Origin of the sequence: Catenulispora pinisilvae, assembly GCF_015356865.1 — a bacterium.
GTDB classification, from domain to species: domain Bacteria; phylum Actinomycetota; class Actinomycetes; order Streptomycetales; family Catenulisporaceae; genus Catenulispora; species Catenulispora pinisilvae.
Genome location: NZ_JAAFZA010000232.1, coordinates 1 through 16,311 on the forward strand (window position 1 = coordinate 1; position 16,311 = coordinate 16,311).

The 16,311-nt window shown below is 67.5% G+C and carries 15 protein-coding genes and 4 pseudogenes; 11 read left to right on the forward strand and 8 right to left on the reverse strand.

The features are described 5' to 3' along the window. Positions 1–358 precede the first annotated feature (358 nt). Positions 359–970, forward strand: a complete 612-nt coding sequence (locus IZR01_RS39715) for a phosphotransferase-like protein (RefSeq protein WP_194894405.1) — start codon at positions 359–361, stop codon at positions 968–970. A gap of 47 nt (positions 971–1,017) precedes the next feature. Here the strand turns inward: IZR01_RS39715 and IZR01_RS39720 are convergent. Next, positions 1,018–1,698, reverse strand: a pseudogene (locus IZR01_RS39720) (hypothetical protein); the annotation flags it as partial. Between the two features lie 183 nt (positions 1,699–1,881). Between IZR01_RS39720 and IZR01_RS54545 the strand changes: the two are divergent. The 3 genes and pseudogenes from IZR01_RS54545 to IZR01_RS52690 all read left to right on the forward strand — a co-directional run bounded on the left by IZR01_RS54545 (position 1,882) and on the right by IZR01_RS52690 (position 4,988). Beyond that, positions 1,882–3,735, forward strand: a complete 1,854-nt coding sequence (locus IZR01_RS54545) for a DUF4158 domain-containing protein (RefSeq protein WP_369125377.1) — start codon at positions 1,882–1,884, stop codon at positions 3,733–3,735. Beyond that, a pseudogene (locus tag IZR01_RS54550) lies at positions 3,716–3,970 on the forward strand (Tn3 family transposase); the annotation flags it as partial. The gene IZR01_RS54545 and the pseudogene IZR01_RS54550, both read left to right, overlap by 20 nt. A gap of 121 nt (positions 3,971–4,091) precedes the next feature. Next, on the forward strand, positions 4,092–4,988 hold the full coding sequence (locus IZR01_RS52690) for a Tn3 family transposase (RefSeq protein ID WP_267254968.1): 897 nt from the start codon (positions 4,092–4,094) through the stop codon (positions 4,986–4,988). Between the two features lie 9 nt (positions 4,989–4,997). Here the strand turns inward: IZR01_RS52690 and IZR01_RS39730 are convergent, their stop codons facing one another. The 4 genes and pseudogenes from IZR01_RS39730 to IZR01_RS39740 form a co-directional block, all read right to left on the reverse strand. Continuing rightward, positions 4,998–5,357, reverse strand: coding sequence for a hypothetical protein (locus IZR01_RS39730; protein WP_194894407.1), 360 nt, complete (start codon positions 5,355–5,357; stop codon positions 4,998–5,000). Between the two features lie 212 nt (positions 5,358–5,569). Further along, positions 5,570–6,346 carry a multicopper oxidase family protein gene (locus IZR01_RS51560; protein WP_228554609.1) on the reverse strand — a complete coding sequence of 259 codons (777 nt, stop codon included), beginning with the start codon at positions 6,344–6,346 and terminating at the stop codon, positions 5,570–5,572. Positions 6,347–6,560: 214 nt separating this feature from the next. Continuing rightward, positions 6,561–7,190 (reverse strand): annotated as a pseudogene (locus IZR01_RS54555) (multicopper oxidase domain-containing protein); the annotation flags it as partial. A 204-nt stretch (positions 7,191–7,394) separates the two neighbouring features. Continuing rightward, entirely contained in the window at positions 7,395–7,802 is a 408-nt protein-coding gene (locus IZR01_RS39740; RefSeq protein ID WP_194894408.1) for an SgcJ/EcaC family oxidoreductase, read from the reverse strand. A gap of 145 nt (positions 7,803–7,947) precedes the next feature. Here IZR01_RS39740 and IZR01_RS39745 point away from each other — a divergent pair, with 145 nt between their 5' ends. After that, positions 7,948–8,427 carry a MarR family winged helix-turn-helix transcriptional regulator gene (locus IZR01_RS39745; RefSeq protein WP_194894409.1) on the forward strand — a complete coding sequence of 160 codons (480 nt, stop codon included), beginning with the start codon at positions 7,948–7,950 and terminating at the stop codon, positions 8,425–8,427. 186 nt (positions 8,428–8,613) lie between these two features. Further along, entirely contained in the window at positions 8,614–9,285 is a 672-nt protein-coding gene (locus tag IZR01_RS39750; RefSeq protein WP_194894410.1) for a recombinase family protein, read from the forward strand. A 72-nt stretch (positions 9,286–9,357) separates the two neighbouring features. Here IZR01_RS39750 and IZR01_RS39755 read toward each other — a convergent pair. Further along, a pseudogene (locus IZR01_RS39755) lies at positions 9,358–10,224 on the reverse strand (hypothetical protein); the annotation flags it as partial. A 158-nt stretch (positions 10,225–10,382) separates the two neighbouring features. On the opposite strand from IZR01_RS39755, the gene IZR01_RS39760 reads away from it, so the two are divergent. After that, the gene (locus IZR01_RS39760; protein WP_194894412.1) at positions 10,383–11,195 is read left to right on the forward strand and encodes a hypothetical protein; all 813 of its coding nucleotides are present in this window, start codon (positions 10,383–10,385) and stop codon (positions 11,193–11,195) included. 268 nt (positions 11,196–11,463) lie between these two features. On the opposite strand, the gene IZR01_RS51565 is transcribed toward IZR01_RS39760, so the two are convergent. Together IZR01_RS51565 and IZR01_RS39770 are read right to left on the reverse strand one after the other, a co-directional pair. Then, on the reverse strand, positions 11,464–12,078 hold the full coding sequence (locus IZR01_RS51565; protein ID WP_228554611.1) for a hypothetical protein: 615 nt from the start codon (positions 12,076–12,078) through the stop codon (positions 11,464–11,466). 52 nt (positions 12,079–12,130) lie between these two features. After that, positions 12,131–12,376 carry a hypothetical protein gene (locus IZR01_RS39770; protein ID WP_194894413.1) on the reverse strand — a complete coding sequence of 82 codons (246 nt, stop codon included), beginning with the start codon at positions 12,374–12,376 and terminating at the stop codon, positions 12,131–12,133. Between the two features lie 158 nt (positions 12,377–12,534). Between IZR01_RS39770 and IZR01_RS39775 the strand changes: the two genes are divergently transcribed. The 4 genes from IZR01_RS39775 (at position 12,535) to IZR01_RS39790 (ending at position 15,642) form a co-directional block, all read left to right on the forward strand. Beyond that, the gene (locus IZR01_RS39775; RefSeq protein WP_194894414.1) at positions 12,535–13,101 is read left to right on the forward strand and encodes a hypothetical protein; all 567 of its coding nucleotides are present in this window, start codon (positions 12,535–12,537) and stop codon (positions 13,099–13,101) included. 90 nt (positions 13,102–13,191) lie between these two features. After that, positions 13,192–13,953: a hypothetical protein gene (locus tag IZR01_RS39780; protein ID WP_194926858.1), complete on the forward strand. Its 762-nt coding sequence runs from the start codon at positions 13,192–13,194 to the stop codon at positions 13,951–13,953. 38 nt (positions 13,954–13,991) lie between these two features. Next, a complete protein-coding gene (locus IZR01_RS39785; protein ID WP_194926859.1) occupies positions 13,992–14,867 on the forward strand; it encodes a hypothetical protein in 876 nt (291 codons plus the stop codon). A gap of 91 nt (positions 14,868–14,958) precedes the next feature. After that, entirely contained in the window at positions 14,959–15,642 is a 684-nt protein-coding gene (locus tag IZR01_RS39790; protein ID WP_194926860.1) for an alpha/beta fold hydrolase, read from the forward strand. Positions 15,643–16,311 lie beyond the last annotated feature (669 nt).

Here is a 16,311-nt window from a genome sequence, read left to right on the forward strand (position 1 = left end):
CCCCCGCTCTCACCCCGCCACTCCGCACGCCCCACAGAGTTACGTTTCATTACCTTTCAATACATGCAATGCAACGCAACTCTGTAATGCTATGCAAGGCAACAGTGTCCGCATAATGTAAGTTATGCGGAGGACGAGAGGCGGGGACGGACTGGGTGGCTGTAAGCCTTCTCCGTGCTGGAGGACCCCGAGCACGGCGAGACGCTGGCCGTGCTGCGCTTGAGGTTCGGGTAGCCCGCCGCTCGTCGAGTACCACGCAGCGGACCCGATAGCGTCCTCATATAAACACCGGTGGCGGCCAGCCGCTCGTGCACACTCCTCACGCAGCTGTTGACCGCAGAATAGAAGTGGAAGACCGATGACTGAGGCCCCGTTGTGTGTCGTCCTCAACGGCCCGTCTGCGGCCGGCAAGTCGACCCTCGCAGAAGCCGTCCAGGAGCACTGGGAGGAGCCGCTGCTGCGGTTCGGGGTCGACGAGCTTTATCGAATGGTGCCGGGGCAGTGGGCCGGAGGCGTGAAGAACGCCCGGCACGCCGCCCGAGGGTTCACCTATCAGAACGTGGAGCATATGCCGGGGGTGCGGCGGATCGACAACGGGCCGGATGCCCTGGCCATGCTTTACGCGATGAACGCGGCGATCGTGGCGATGCTCGCCTCGGGCGTCGGGGTGGTGGTGGACGGCCAGGCCTTCGAACCGGCCGTGAACGATGACCTGCAGGCCCGACTGCGCCGGATACGCGACGAGGGCACGGCGCGGGTCGCCGTCGTCGAGCTCACGGTCGCCGACGAGCAACTCGCCGACCGGCAACGCCGCCACGCCCACCCGACCGGCCTGTCACTACACCAGAACACCCTCCCCAAACAGGCCAAGGACCCTGACTTGGTCGTCGACACCACGGGCCTGACCGCCGCCGAGGTGGCCGACGTGGTCTGCGGCTGGCTTGACAAGGAGTACGCCAGAGCCCGATGACCCGCCCCAGGCCCCGCTGAACCGCACGTCGGTACGGCCCGCCTCGATCAGGGCACCAGCTTGGACATCGCGGACAGCGGCAGCGACGGATTGGCCGCGGCGGCTTCCGCCACTTGCCAGCCTTCGTCGTCGAGCAGTTCGACGATCACCGAGGGCGGCAGGGCGCCGTGGCGGGCGGCCAAGGCTCTGGCCTGGTGAACGTCAAGGCACGCCAGCAGTGCCGCGGCCGTCGCGTTGCCATGCCGGGCGATCTCGCGAAACGCCTTCTGCACCGACGGCCGGTGCTGAGCGAGGTCCTCCAGCAGCGTCGACGTGGCACCAGGGTTGGCGGCCACCTTCGCCATCACCCGTCCACCGTGGCGTGTGACCATCGCGCGTAGCTGCGCATCGGACAAGCCCGGGTGCGGCGCGATGGACTTGGCCACCTTCGCGTCGGGATCGTCGGCCAGCGCGTCGCGGATGTCGGGCGGCAGGTCGCGTCGCTGGGCGAGCAGCATGCGCACATTCGGGTTCGCAGACGCGGCCAGCTCCGCGACTTCGGACTGGGATGCCGAGGCAATGCGCGGCAGCAGTACCGAGCCGATCCGAGCGGCCCCGGCGAGAGCGGAGAGGACATCGAGCGGCAGGTCCGGATGGTGGGCAAGTCGACGCTGGACGTCATGGCCGCGGTCCGTGGCCAAGGTGCGCATCAGGCCCTCATCGATCGCGCGGTTGTCCGCGAGCGTTGCGGGGGTGGGAACTGAATACGTGAGAAAGGGGCCATGACCCGATCTTGGTAGCGCGATGACGCTGGTGGGAGCCGGTAGCAGGGCACTCACATGGGCTGGCTATGATGCCAAGGTCCTGTCGGCCGTATTTTCGAGGTGCGTGTGACGTCGATCGACCGCACCGCCTATCCGACGTTCAAGCGGATGGCTCCGAGCGATCTGGCCGAGGCGTTCACGCTGTCGAACGAGGAGATCGACTGGGCGCGGGACAAGACGTCAACGGATCCGCACCTGTTGGCCTTGGCGGTATGGCTGGCGACCTACCGGCGCCTGGGTTACTTCCCGAAGCTGGAGGACGTTCCCGACGTCGTCGTCGGGCTCGTCCGTGACGCTTTGAAACTCCCGGACGTTGTCGCTCCCGAGGTGGACGCGAACCGGACGGCGAAGCGGCACCGGGAGCTAGTCCGCAGGCAGCTGGGCGTGCAGTACAACTCTGCGGAGGCTCGGGGATACGCCGAGGCGGCGATCGAGGAGGCCGCGCAGACCAAGGACAACCCGGCCGACCTCATCAACGTGGCCTTGGACGTGCTGGTGAAGAAGGGCTGCGAGCTTCCCGGATACAGCACGCTGGACCTGGCGGCCAAGACCATCCGGACGCGGGTGAACAAGGGCTTCTTCGCCGCTGCGGCGTCCCGGATCGAACCGGCCCGCCGGCCGGGGTTGGACCGGCTGATGAGGTGGACCCCGCCACGCGGCGCCCAGCGGGTTCGACCGGTTGAAGGACCCCGCGAGGGCCGCGACGCTGGGGAAGTTCAAACTGCGCCTTCAGCACATGCAGGAGCTGGACGCGCTCGGCCCGACCGAAACGTGGCTGGAGGGGATCCCTCCGGGGAAGATCGGGCACTTCGCCGGGGAGGCCCGGGTCACCACTGTCGAGGACTTCGTCAGGATCGGCGAGGCCAAGCGGCTGACGCTTCTGGCCAGCCTCATCCACGTGCTGCGAACGGCGGCGCGGGACGAGGTGACCGAGATGTTCTGCAAGCGGATGGCGATCATCCACCGCAAGGGCCGGGAGCGGCTGGAGGAGTTGCGCGAGGAGCACCGCGCCGAGTCCGAACATCTGCTGGAGGTGTTCGGCGACGTGCTGGCCGCCGCCCGGGACGCGGCGGTCGTCCAGCTGTGGGGAGACGATGCGGAATCGGCGGATCCAGACACGGCGGCAGACGCCGCCGACATGCTCGTTGCGGCGGACGACGAGCCGGTCGCACAGGCCGAGGGCGGGTCCGTCGATGCCGACGGTGCGGGCGAGCTCGCGGCGCGGACCGGCCGGGGCGTGCTCAAAGCGCTCGCCGACGCCGGCGGGCTGGAGCACCTGACGGCCGCGCACCAGACGGTGGCCGCCTATCACGGGAACAACTACCTGCCGCTGCTGGAGCAGTACTACAAGTCCCACCGCTCGGCGCTGTTCACCCTGGCCGATTGGATCGAGTTCGAGGCGACCAGCGAGGACCGGTCGGTGCTGGACGCGCTGGAGTTCGTCCGGGCCGTGCGCCACCGGCGCGGGGAGTGGATCGAGCAGGCCGTGTCCCTGCGGCGCGACGGGAAGAAGGTCCAGGTGTCCATCGACATCGACACCTTCGCCTCCGTGATGTGGAAGAAGACGCTGACCGACAAGCGCCGGCCGGGGATGCTGGCCCGGCGGCACCTGGAGGTGTGCGTGTTCTCCTACCTGGCCGCCGAGCTGCGCTCCGGCGACATCGCGGTGGTCGGCTCGGACTCCTACGCCAACCTGCACACCCAGATGATGACCTGGGAGGAGTGCGAGCCGCACGTCGCCGAGTTCTGCGAACAGGCCGGGATCCCCGCGGACGCCAAAGCGCTGGTCGCGTTCTTCAAGAAGCAGCTCACGAAGACGGCCGCGACCGTCGACAAGGGATACCCGAAGAACACCGACCTGCGCTTGGAGGGCGGCAAGCCGGTGCTGGCCCGGTGCAAGGGCGCCGACCGACGACCGGAGGCGATCGCGCTGGAGGGCGCGGTGCTGGACCGGCTGCCTGATCGCAGCTTGCTGGACATCCTGGCCCGCACCGCCCACCTGACCGGGTGGCACCGGCATTTCGGGCCGGCCTCCGGCTCGGATCCGAAGATCCGGGGCGACCGGATGGGCCGGTACGTGGTCACGGCCTTCGCCTACGGCGGGAACCTGGGACCCACCGAGGTCGCCCGGCACATGCGGGGGGTGTCCGCGCACGAGATCTACACCGCCGGCACCCACGCCGACGGCGACAAGATCCATAGCGCGTCGGGGGACGTCATCAACGCCTTCGCCAAGCTGGACGTCGCGATGATGTGGGGGCGACGGGTCCGCCGCGGCGGTCGACGGCTCGCAGCTGGACACCTGGGAGAACAACCTGCTGGCCGAATCCCACATCCGCTACGGCGGGTTCGGCGGCATCGCCTTCCGGCTGATATCCGACAACTACGTTGCGTTGTTCTCCAGGTTCATCCCTTGTGGGGTGTGGGAGGCGGTGTACTTGCTGGACTCGCTGTTGGCCAACGACTCCGACATCCAGCCCGACCAGATCCACGCCGATACCCAGGGCCAGTCGTTGCCTATTTTCGGGCTCGCGGCGCTGCTGGGGTTCGATCTTCTTCCCAGGATCAGGAATTGGCACGACCTGAACTTCTACCGGCCGACCCCGGGCACGACGTACAAACACATCGACGCGCTGTTCGAGGACAACGTGATCGACTGGGGCCTGCTGGAGAGGCACTGGAAGGATCTGATGCGCGCGGGGATCTCGATCCGGGAGGGCCGGCTGTCCTCGGTGACGCTGCTGCGCCGGCTGGGTAACCACTCCCGGCGCAACCGGCTGTACAAGGTACTGCGCGAGCTGGGGCGCGTCGTGCGTACGGTGACGTTGCTTCGGTACCTGTCGGAACCGGGGCTCAGAGACCAGATCGCGGCCGTGACGAACCGGACCGAATCCTTCCACAACTTCGCCCAGTTCCTGATGATCGGCGGCCGTCTGATCGGCCACAACGACCCGGAGTACCAGGAGCGGGTGGTGAAGTTCAACGAGCTGGTCGCCAACTGCGCCATCTACTCCACGGCGCTGGATATCACGGACGCCGCCAACGCCCTGGCCGCCGAGGGCTGGCCGGTGGACACCGACGACCTGGCCACCATCTCCCCGTACATCACCAGGGTGATACGGCGCTTCGGAAGCTGGATCGTCGACCTCACCCCGCCGTCCGTCACCCCGACCACCCGTCTGGACCTGGAACCGCGTGTCCTGTTCCGGATGTGATCCCGCCGGCTACCGGATGCGGACCCAGATGCGGGCGTCGATTCCCGATCGGCGCAGGCCGTCCGCGAAGCGCTCGGCCCAGGCCAGCCGCCTGGCCGTACTGTGCTGGACCGGCGGTCCGGGAAAGCTGCCCATGTTCGGGGTGATGACCAGTCGCTCACCGTCGGGGCGCTGCATGTCGACCGCGACGTTGCCTTGCGCCCACCGGCCGAACGGGCAGTGGGCCGGCACCGACACGCCGATGCCGTCGTACCGCGCCTCGGACGTCACGGCGCTGGCGGCATCCTCACCCAGCGTGTAGTTCAGGCTGAACAAAGAGTTCTGGGCGGCATCGCGGATCAGGGTCCCGATTCCCCGATTCCCCGACAAGCCCCTCGTGAACAGGCCGAACGGGTGGGCTTCGACACCAGCGGCCGTGCCGGTCAGTCCGGCAGGCAGACCAGGGATTCGTACCCAGCGGGCTCCAGCGTCGGCGCCGCGCCCTGATCGGCGGTGTGCGAGCAATACAGCTACTGCGGCCAGGCGATCGTCGGTGACGGCCACAGGCCGTCGACGACACGGCCCACGACAGTTGCGCGCGGTCAGACGATGTGGAAGTTCGCCATCATGGACATGTCTTCGTGTTCGAGATTGTGGCAGTGCAGCATGTACCGGCCGGGGTAGCCGCTGAAGCGCGCCGCAACCTGGATCTCGTCCCCCGGGCCGAGCAGGACGGTGTCCTTCCAGCCTGCGTCCCAGCGCCCCGGGGCGCCGCCGTTGCGGGTCAGGACCTGCAAGCCGGCGGCGTGGAGGTGGACGGGGTGGTGGAAGTCCGAGCTGATCGTCCACAGCTCGGTGTCTCCGGGCCGGACGGTCGCCTCGGAGCTTTTCGGGTCGAAGTCGTGTCCGTTGATCTGCCAGCTGCCGCCGCCCCAGTGGAACCGCATACTGCGGTGGGTGGTCAGTGTTGCGGGATCAACGACGTCGGGGGTGGATAGCTTGGACGGCACGGAGGTGGTGTCGTGCATCGGCTGGGTCACCCGGAACCGCATCACGGACCCGGCCGGTCCGGAGTCGGCCTGGTTGACCATCGTGACCGTGTCGCCGACGGCCACCTGCCCGAAGTCGATGACGACGTCGAAGCGCTGGGCCGGTGCGATCTGCAGGGTCGGGTGGTCGACCGGTGCGGCCAGCAGCCCGCCGTCGGTGCCGATTTGGGTGAACGTCAGGGGCGGGCCGCTGCCGGCCGTGAGTGCGAGCTGGTAGACGCGGGCGTTGGAGGCGTTGAGGATGCGGAACCGGTAGCGGCCGGCACCGACGTCCAGCACCGGCCACGGGGCCCCGTTGACCAGGATGACGTCGCCCAGGACGCCGTTCATCGCCTCGGGCGTGACACCGGGGGTGCGCAGGCCGGTCGGGTCCAGCGACGGGTAGGCGAAAAGAGCCGTCCGCCGCGAACGCCCGGTCGCAGATCATCAGCGGGACGTCCCGGCTCCCGGCGGGAAGCGGCAGAGCCGCCTCCTGCTCGTCGCGGACGATGTGGAAGCCAGCCAGGCCCTTGAAGACGCTCGCGCCGGTGAAGCCCATCCGGTGGTCGTGGTACCAGAGCGTCGCGGCCCGCTGGGCCATGGGGTAGACGTAGTCGCGGGTCAGCGCGCTCACCCGGGCTTGTGGATCAGCCATGTCCGGCATCCCTGGCATCGACCCGGCCGGCGCGGAGCTCATGCCGGCCGGCAGGAGAAGATCGGTGGGGTAGCCGTCCTGGTCGGCGGGCGTCTGGCCGCCGTGCAGGTGCGTCACGGTGGGTACGGGCAGTTCGTTGCGGTGGGTCACCACGGTGCGCCGCCCCCTGGTCGACACGAGGGTCGGCCCCGGGAAGATGCCGTTGTAGCCCCAGATCGTCGTCCGGTGGCCGGGGACGATCTCCCGGGCGGCCACGGACTGGACGATCTCGTAGTAGTCGGTGTCCGCGGTACGTCGCGGGGTGAGCTGTGGTGGGATCGGCAGCGGTATCTGGAAGGCCTGCGGCAGCGGCAGGTTGCTGGTGACGGTCCTGATTCTGCTGTTCAGTTCCCCGGCCGCGCCCTGACCGCTGCCTGGGACAGCGGGTGACTCCCCGCCCGCCGGGCTGGTGCAACCAGCAATGACTCCCGCGCCGCCGACGGCTGCGGTGCTGAACAAGGCGGCCAGTAGGGTACGGCGGCTCACCGGGTCCTCGGGCATGGTGACAGGATCCTTACGTCGGGTGGCGTGTTGGAGGCCGGCGGGCTCCGGTCTGGTCGTCGGCGTGCCGGGGAGTCGGCCGCGCGTGCCGGACGGGCTGCGCTCGTCGAGACGTGTCGATGGCGGATTGCGAGGTTCGCCGACGGGGTCTGGCTTCCCGGGCCGGAACACGACTGCGTCGGCGCCGGTGGCCGACACACGTGGCTAGCTGTAGGCCTTCTTGGCCCGCCGGTTCATCTCGGTGTTCTGGAAGGCGACGCATTCGAAGCGGCCGTCGCGGTTGCGCAGGGTGTACGTCTGGAGCTTGTCGTAGCCGATCGTGGTGCCCTTGCCGATGCCGCCGACGGTCACCACGACGACGGTGTCCGCGTCGACTTGGCGGACGTTGATCGGCTTGACGGCCATCCGGGTGCCCTTCTGCCACTTGGTGAACACGTCGTGGTGGGTCTCGGTGATCTCGGCCCGGCCGAACATGGCGTCGCCCAGGAAGATGATGTAGGAGGCGTCCTCGGCGAACTGCTCGCCGTAGGTCCGTGCGTCGGCCGCGTCCCAGGCGGTCCGGATGCGGTCGAGGAACGCCTCCACGGTGTCGTGCGTCGGCTGTGTTGTCATGGCCATCCTTACCTCGGTAGCAGTATCGTTTCACTTGAAACTAATTCATCTGAAACGATTATGCAAACGGATGTGTCCGCGAGCCGCTGCAAGGTGGTGATGGATCGTCCTGGATGAAATCGTTCTGCCGCCGTATAGTCCTCGCGTGGACACCACCCCCGCAGCCCCGCGCACCGGCCGCAATGAGCCCCTGGGCTTCGTGATCGCCTCCACCGGCCAGGCCGCGGCGGCGGCCTTCGAGGCCGCGCTCGCCGAAACCGGACTGCACCCACGCCACTTCGCGGTGCTGCGCGGTTTGAAGGACGGCGAGGCCCAGTCCCAGCAGCAGCTGGCCCACCGCCTGGGGATCCCGGCCAGCCGCATCGTCGGCCTGCTCGACGAACTGGTCCGCCGAGGTTTCGTCTTCCGCCGGGAGTCCCCGGCCGACCGGCGGGTGAAACTCGTCGCGCTCCTGGACGCCGGGCGCGAGGAGCTGCAGCGCCTGACCAAACTCGCCGGCGAATCCGAACGCAAGGTGACAACGGGCCTGTCGGCAGGAGAGCAGGACGAACTTCGCCGACTCCTGGGCATCGTCTATGACAACGTCGCGGTCGAACCGCAAGGAGTCCGCGCTCGCGTCTGGTGACCTTCGCCCTTGGATCCCGCGGGCTCCGACGCGACAAACGGCGTGGAATCAAACGATCGTTAGATGCACTCAAGTGTCGGCCGGGAGCGGTGTCCGGTTCGGCCCGACTCGTTCGTGCATCAAAGCGTGCATCAAAATGCTTCGACCAATTGCTTTGATGCACACCTTTGATACACACTCGGAGGCATGGCGCCGACGAAGAATCCTGCGAAGACCGCACGAGGCCAGATCGATCACGGCCGGTTCGGGTACGCCCGGGTCTCCACCCGCGGCCAGACGCTGGATGTCCAGCTGTCCGCGTTGGAGGCGGCCGGGGTGGCGTCGGCCAACGTCTTCGCCGAGAAGAAGTCCGGCAAGGCCGGCAGCGCCCGGCCACAGTGGGAGGACGTGCGATCCCGGCTGCGCCCCGGAGACACCCTCGTGGTCAGCAAACTCGACCGCATGGGCCGCGACATGCGCGAGATCATGGAGACCGCGTGGTCGCTGCAAGACCTCGGCGCAAAGCTGGAAATCCTTTCCGGACCGCTGGCTGGGATCTACGACCCCAGAGGGATGGGCAAAATCTTCTTCGCCACGCTCGCCGGGTTCGCCGAGATGGAACGCGAGATGATGATCGAGCGGACCAACGACGGGCTCGCGCAGGCGGCCGCCGAGGGACGGCACGGCGGACGGCGGCCGGTAATCTCCAAGGACATGATGCGCATCGCTCTCGGCCGACGCGCCGATGGCGAGTCCGTCACCAGCATCGCCAACGGACTGACGTACAGGACCGCCGACGGTGAAGAGCGGACGGTCTCCCGCCGCGCCCTCTACAACGCGTTCAAAGCCTACGACGCCGAACGCGTCGCGTCCGCATAGGTCCCGAGCAGAGCGTTCACATGTTCAAGATCGGGCCATGGCCCCTTTCTCACGTATTCAGGTCACACCCCTTGCGCGCACCCACGGCACAGGATCGTCAGCGAGTCGCGCATACACCTGCGGTGGCAGATCGGTGCGGGCCGCCAGTTCACAGCGCAGCAGGGCCGAGGGATGGTTGACAAAGCCCACGACCGCGTCGACCGGAGCGGCCGGGTTCCGCAGAGCCAGCTGGTGGATCTCGTGGATGGTGGACTCGTGGGAGCCGTCGCAGGAGGCGCCCGGTGGAAGCGAACAATCGGAGCGGTCACAGTTCGGGTCGTGAACGAAGGGGATCGGCTCCCGGTCACAGACTACGCAGGAGCGTGCAGGCGGCAGCCCGTCGCCGGTCAGCAACGACGCCAGCACCTTCGGCGGCGTCGCCTCGTTAGCCGCCGCCGAGCAGCGGACCTCGGCATGCGGGTGTGCCGCGAGTCGGCCGGCGATGTCGGCAGGGGCCCAGAGCGCGAGCTCCGCGACGACCCGGACGTCGGGGTCCGAGGCAAGCGTGCGCACTACGTCGTGCGGCAGGCCGGGACAGGCAGCCAGCCGGTCGCGGATCTCCACCACAGGATTGGTGGCCAGGTCGGGCATCCACTCCGGCCTGCCGGCACGTTCTTCGAGCAGGGCAATGGCGACGCGCGGCTGGACCGACGGATCAATGTCGTCGGCGGTGAGTCCACCGGCGTGGGCGAGCCGTACGGCTGCCTCCTCGAACCGCGACAACGCGGCCGCCTGTGCGCGGCTGAGATCCGGCCGGCAGGCCAAGGCCTCGGCGAGCTCCGTGTCCGCAGTGGCAATCAGCCGGTCGATGATCTCGGGCGGCAGCGCCGGGTTCTCGGCCAGTCCGAGCACAGGAGGTTGCACGGGAAGATCCTGCCCGAACAGGGATCGAACGGCCATTCGGTTACTTACGCTTGCCGCTGGGGGCAGCGGGGCCAGCTGTCGCGACCCTCAACGTCACCGACGGAAGTGGGCGGATCCGTGGACAGGCGTCTTGGGCCCGGGAGAAGGGTTCCCAGGCGAGAAATATCACTTCCCGTTCCGCATAGCCTGCACGCATGAGGACACTCGCGCACCCACTGGCAGTTCCGATGCAGGCGGACTCCGTGCTCTCACCCCGGTTTGTCTACGGCCACTGCGCGCCATTCACCGGTAACGGTGATCGGGACACCGACGCGCTCTGGTTCCCCCAACCCCACGGAGACGACGGAGACGGCGGAGAAGGGCGGGTGACATTCGAAGGCCTCGACTCGGTGCGCGCCTGTCGCGGAGAACACCTGCCGTACGAACACGCGGTTCCATTCACCAGAGGCAACTGGGTCTATCAGGTCTCCGACTCGCCATGGATGACTGACCGTCATGCCTACGAGTTCGACCACTACCAAACGCCTCTGACCGGCTCCTACCGCCACTACCTCTTCAAGTTCCATGACGAGTTCATCGAAGCCATCGCTCAAGGCATCTGGCTCGACCGCCCGGACCCGACCGCCCCGCTGCGCCTCCCGAACGATCACCCGCTGGCTCGGCTGGAGCTCCAGACCGCGGCGGAGAACCGGCAGTCGCCTTCCGGCCTTTCCTGGGAACTTCGGCGCAGCCCGAAGGAGCACTCCGCTCTCATCGAGGACTCGAAACTCTGCTCCCAGCGGCTGTACCAGTTCAACCTGGTGCTCGACGGAACGAGCAGCGAATCGGCCAGTGTGTGGCTGCGAACCGTCGACGGGCGCACGACGTGCCGGATGACACGCGCGTGGGTCGGGGAAGTCGCGAATCACGACGGACTCGCAAGCGCTGAACACTTCTTCGACGTGTGGGAACAGTATGTCGGCGAGGTTGCCGCACGTCGTCGAGCTATGAACAAACCGATCGCATGACGACACGTGCGATTCGCTGCGGGAATGGTCAAGCGCTGGGGCGATGGATTCCAGCGATCGGTGGATGCACCCCGGTGTGGCCAGGCGAGGTGTCCGGTTCGGCCCGACTCGTTCAGGTGCCAAAGCGTGCATCAACATGCTTTGACCGATTGCTTTGATCCACACCTTTGATGCACACCTTTGATCCACACTCGGAGGCGCGGCGTCGACGAAGAATCCTGCGAAGACCGCGACCTTCGGTGAGCATCCCGGCGCGGGCAGCTCGTGATCAGCTGGTGAACCAGCTGCCGATGTTCGTCCACTGGAACTGCTCCCGCCACGTGGTCTCGCCGGCGGCCCAGCCGGTCAGAGCGGCGATGACCTTCTCGCTGGACACGGTGCGGGTCTGATAGTGCTCCGATGCCGACCGATCGCGATATTCGAGCTGGTAAGTGCCATCGGGCCGCAACCAGACCTGCGCATAGCAGTCGACGTCGACCTGGCACTCCACGACGACATGGCTGTCTCGGCTCATGTTCAGCACCGCACGCTCCAGCTGCCCGCTGCCGAGCCAGCGGTCCGCCACCTTATGGCGCGGATGGGCCAGGCCATCATCGGCGCCGCTCTCATCTGCATCTTCGGGACGAACCGCGGGGAGACCGGCCGCCTCAAGGAGCTCGAAGAATAGGTCCTCGACGAACGGGTCGGCCCGCCTGGTCAGCACCTCAGCAAGACGATCCGCGTCAGCTTCGAGGTCGGCGGCGACCGACCACTGGATGATCGCATAAGCCACGGTTGGCACCTTTGCTCGGTACCAGTCGAGCATGCCCTCGAACTCTGCCGAGGTCGGATTCGCGCCGGCCGGGATTTCATAGTTCACCACCGCCTGCGGGTCCAACGTCACCGACCAGGGGTCACGTCGAGGGGCGAGACCTCGGACCTCGCACAGATCGCTGTCATGAACCGAAGCGATCATGACCGGGCTGCCCGGTCTCGTCGACAAGCGCCTGGAGCCACTCACGATCCTTCTCCAGGCCGTGGTGGATCTGAAGCGTCTGCCAGAAGCCTTCGCGCGGGCCGCAGAACCGGAAGCAGTCGATGCCATCGCCGTCCCCGCAAAGCGTTCCGCCACCGGCGAACGCCTGCAAGTCCAGCAGCGGGCGTTTACTGCGCGCGATGACGAAGTCCCCCGTGAAGCCCATTCGTCGCCCTTCCTGGTCGGCGCGGAGACTCTACCCGACGCAGCTTCCTGCGCGAGCTCCGACGGACTGTCGGCCCGGACTGGTCTCGTAGCTCGCGGCTCGCGGCTCGCCCCCGAAACCAGCTCGCGCCGCCCGGCCCCTGCTGTCACGATGGCGCCATGACCACCGTGCCGGCGCTGACCGCCGACAGCTATGAACGACTCGTCGCTGGTCTTCGCGGCCGAGTCATCATCGCGGTCGGCTACTTCGTGCTCATGGTCGGCGAGGAAGGAACTGATCCGGAAGAGTGGGACTACAGCACCTGGCATGAGCCCACCATGGGCGTCGAGCTGGCCATGGATGACGGCAGCACCTATACGGCGACCTGGGGCCACACCTTCGACTACTACGGGCTTGAGCTCTACGCGGCTCCGATGAGCGACTTCCTGTCCAATCTGGGCCAGCCGGGCGGAGCCGCGCGCATCGAAGCCACGGGTCACCCGCTGTGGGCTCAGGTGCTCGCCACGCCGATCGATTCCTCTCGGATTCAGTGGCTGGGAGAGGAAGACGGCGCCCCGACACCGACGCCGAAAGCCCTCCACCTGAAGACGGCCACGGGTCAGGTCTGGATCGCGGCCGGGCGCTCGGCCGTCTATCCGCCCGACGGGCGGATCTACCTGGGCACCGATGACGTGCTCGTCACCTACGACTCCGAGACCGCCGCCCAGGCCGGGCTCGAAGTCTAAACGCGGGCCTCGGCGGCCAAGCCGGTTCGGGGACGGGACCACCTACCAGTCCTCCGCTAAGCCAGGCTTCCGACGCGTAGGGTGACTGCCGTGGCAGCGCCGAACACCTCGTCGAGGATTCGGGCGTGCTGGCTTTCCTGGATCGCCGTTGAGGCGGCCGACCCGGCGGGGGTCGTGGAGCACCTCGGGCTGACCGACGTCCGCGAGATCTCGTGGACCGGCGGCGCCGGGCTTGTCGACGAGATTGCCCACGACCATGACCGGTTCTTCACCGTGGTGGTGGTCCCGGCCGTCGCCGGTTGGACGCTGGTTTTCGGGCCCTGGGCCAGCCTGCTCTACCTGGAGAACGTCGTCCATGTCACGGACCTGTGCCGGGAGATGAGCGAGTGCTTCGGCAAGGCACATGCCTACTTCACCAGCGAGCAGAACGACGGCGAGGCTTGGCTCATCGCCCGGGACGGCGTGGTCGTCCGCCGCTACATCAGCGAGTACCCCGAGCTGGCCCTCGGCGAGCCGTTCGGGGCGGAGCGCCGACACCTGGACGCTGCCGGCATCATGGGCAGACCCGAGGACTTGGACCCGGACAGCGACGAGCCCTGCGACTGGCTCGGCACCTACCTTTTCGCTGCTGTCGAGATTGCCGCGGAGTCAAGCCTGGACCCCACGAACATCAGCGGGCACGCGCATGTGGTCGGTTCGATGCTGCTCGCACAGGCTCCAGCGTTCGAGCTTAAAGACCCGATCACCGGCACCGCGCCCCACCTCGGCGAGTCCCGAATCGTTTCCGCCGAGGGGCCGGCCTGGCGAGCTACAGCATCTTTCTGCTGCGGTTCCAGAACTGGGCAGGAATGATGAGCGACATGGCGCCCAGCGAAATAGACGACCGCCGGTTGGCCGCGCTGCTCTCAGCTCAAGCGTTCATCGAGATCCGGGTGCTGGCCGGTTCCAACGCTGCGACACGAGACGTCTCACCCACGGTCCGCCTCGAACGCATCAGGTTCCTGGCCGACCTCTGCCACAACTTGCCGGGCATCGTCAATCCGTCGAAGATGCGGCCCGTACGCGAGGGTGTGGTGGGCAGCAGGAATCGAGCGATGGCCGAGCGGCCAATGATCTGGACATGGCATACGTCCGGCCCCGAGGGCCAGGCCTGGATCCTTCAGAAGGTTCAGGAGGCAGGATATCGATGGACGCCCCCGCCGCCGTTTCCGGAGTACCGCAAGGGCGCGCCCCCGCTCACTGTTCGACAGCGTGTTGGGGCGCTGGCCGGATGGCCGGTCAGGACGCCGTCGGGCCACAGTCCTCTGCCGCGACAGGCAAGGGTGCTCAAGGCTGTGGACGCCGACACGGTTCACGCGCTGGGCAAGGGAGCCGGGCGGCTACGGCTCGGACTCGGTCACGGGAGCCCTTGGCTTCAGGCGCACCTCGACCAGAGCGCGGAGCACTTCATCTACCCGGACCCCGCGGCGTACTACTGGCCGGCCCCGAAGGCCGGACGGCCCTGGTGGCAGTGCCGCGTCCTACAGCGGATGATCGACGGAGAACAGATCTGCGACTCCCTCGCGGTAATGCCCCAGACCTTCACCGCCCTGCCCCCGAACGTCGGACGGCGCCGACAACGCCAACTCGTACAGATCGCCCGTGGAACGGAGCGCGATAGCTACCTCTGGGGCCGCGACCACCGGGACAGCTGTTCACCTCAGACCTGCGGCTTCGCACCAGATGAGGCAGCTGGCCAATCCGACATTACTGATTCTTCAGACTGATTCTCAGCCAGATCCTGAGCGCCCCTTATCTGAGCGCCCCTTCCTCAACACGCGCGTCGCGGTCAGTCTCCTCCGCGCATAGGCTGCCGCCGTGACGGACGTGATCATTCTGCACGGCGCGTGGCACCAGCCTGCGCACTACGACGGCCTCTGCGACGAGTTGCGCTCGCAGGGTCTGCGCGTGGAAGTGCCTGATCTCTACGGACTGTCCCTGGCTGACAGCACCACGCTCGTCGAGGACATCGTGGCCCACGCGGACCGGGCCCCGCTGGTGCTCGGGCACTCCTTCGGAGGGGTCACGGCGGCCACGGTGCGGGGCACCGCCGGGATCGTCTTCCTCACCGCCTGGCTCTTGGACGCCGGCGAGTCACCGGCCCAGCTCCTCGCCGAGGTCGAGAAGCAGGACGGCGCCCCGCCGAGCGGGCTGGCCCTGGTTCCCGACGACGCCGGCCGCCTCGGCGTGGACCCCGCCGACGCCCGCGTCAACCTCTACGGCGACGTGGACGATGACACGGCGGCGCGCGCCGTCGAACTTCTGCGTCCCGAGCCGCCGTCGATCTTCGCGGCGACCCCGGCCCGCGTGAGCTGGCGTGACGTTCCGTCGCTCTACATCGCCGGGCGCGATGACCATGCGATCCCCGCCTCGCTTGCCGCCCGCTTCGCCGCCCGCTGCGACACTTCGCAGACCTGGCAGTGCAGCCACTCACCGTTCCTGAGCCGGACCTCCGCCGTCGCCGACGTGGTTCACCAGCAGCTGCGCTCCGCGAGACGGTGACGGTGAAGGGGCGCGCGGGCCGCATCACTGCATCGATCACGGCGACAGCACCGCATCGAACCGATCACAGTCGCCTATCCGTCCTTGCGGCGCTTCCACTTGCGAAGCACTGATTCCTTCAGCTGCCCGACGTCAGTCGCGTCCGCCGCCTCGCGCTGCTCGGCCAGCACCATCCGTGCCCGACGTGCGGTCTTGGGGTCGACGCCCGGGCAGATCAGCAGGATGCGCGCGAGCGGATCATGGAGCTGAGTCGGCCGACGGCCGAGGGCCCTGGCCGCGTGCAGGTACCGCTGCCCGATGGCCTCGGCAGAAGTGGCAGGAGAAGTGGCAGGAGGTCGGGCGGACAGTCTGTGCCCGGATGAACATGATGGGCACCGAGACATACACCCTATTGCGCGAAGCGGCATTTGATGCCCTGCACTAGTGGAGTCGGCCCATCGCCGACACTGTGACCTGGGGTGAACCGTCTTTGGCGGCAGAACGGGTGCGTGACTTCGCCAGTGAAGGCGGAGCGTTGGACTTTCCTGTTGTATGAAAAGACATTGGGTGCGGCTCTTGTGGAGTGACCTGTGGTGTGTTTTTGACGTGGGCTTGATGGCCGGTCGGGGTGTTGAGAGGGCTCCTTGTCGATACGTTCGAGGTGTCTAAGCCAGAACGTTGAGAAGGAGC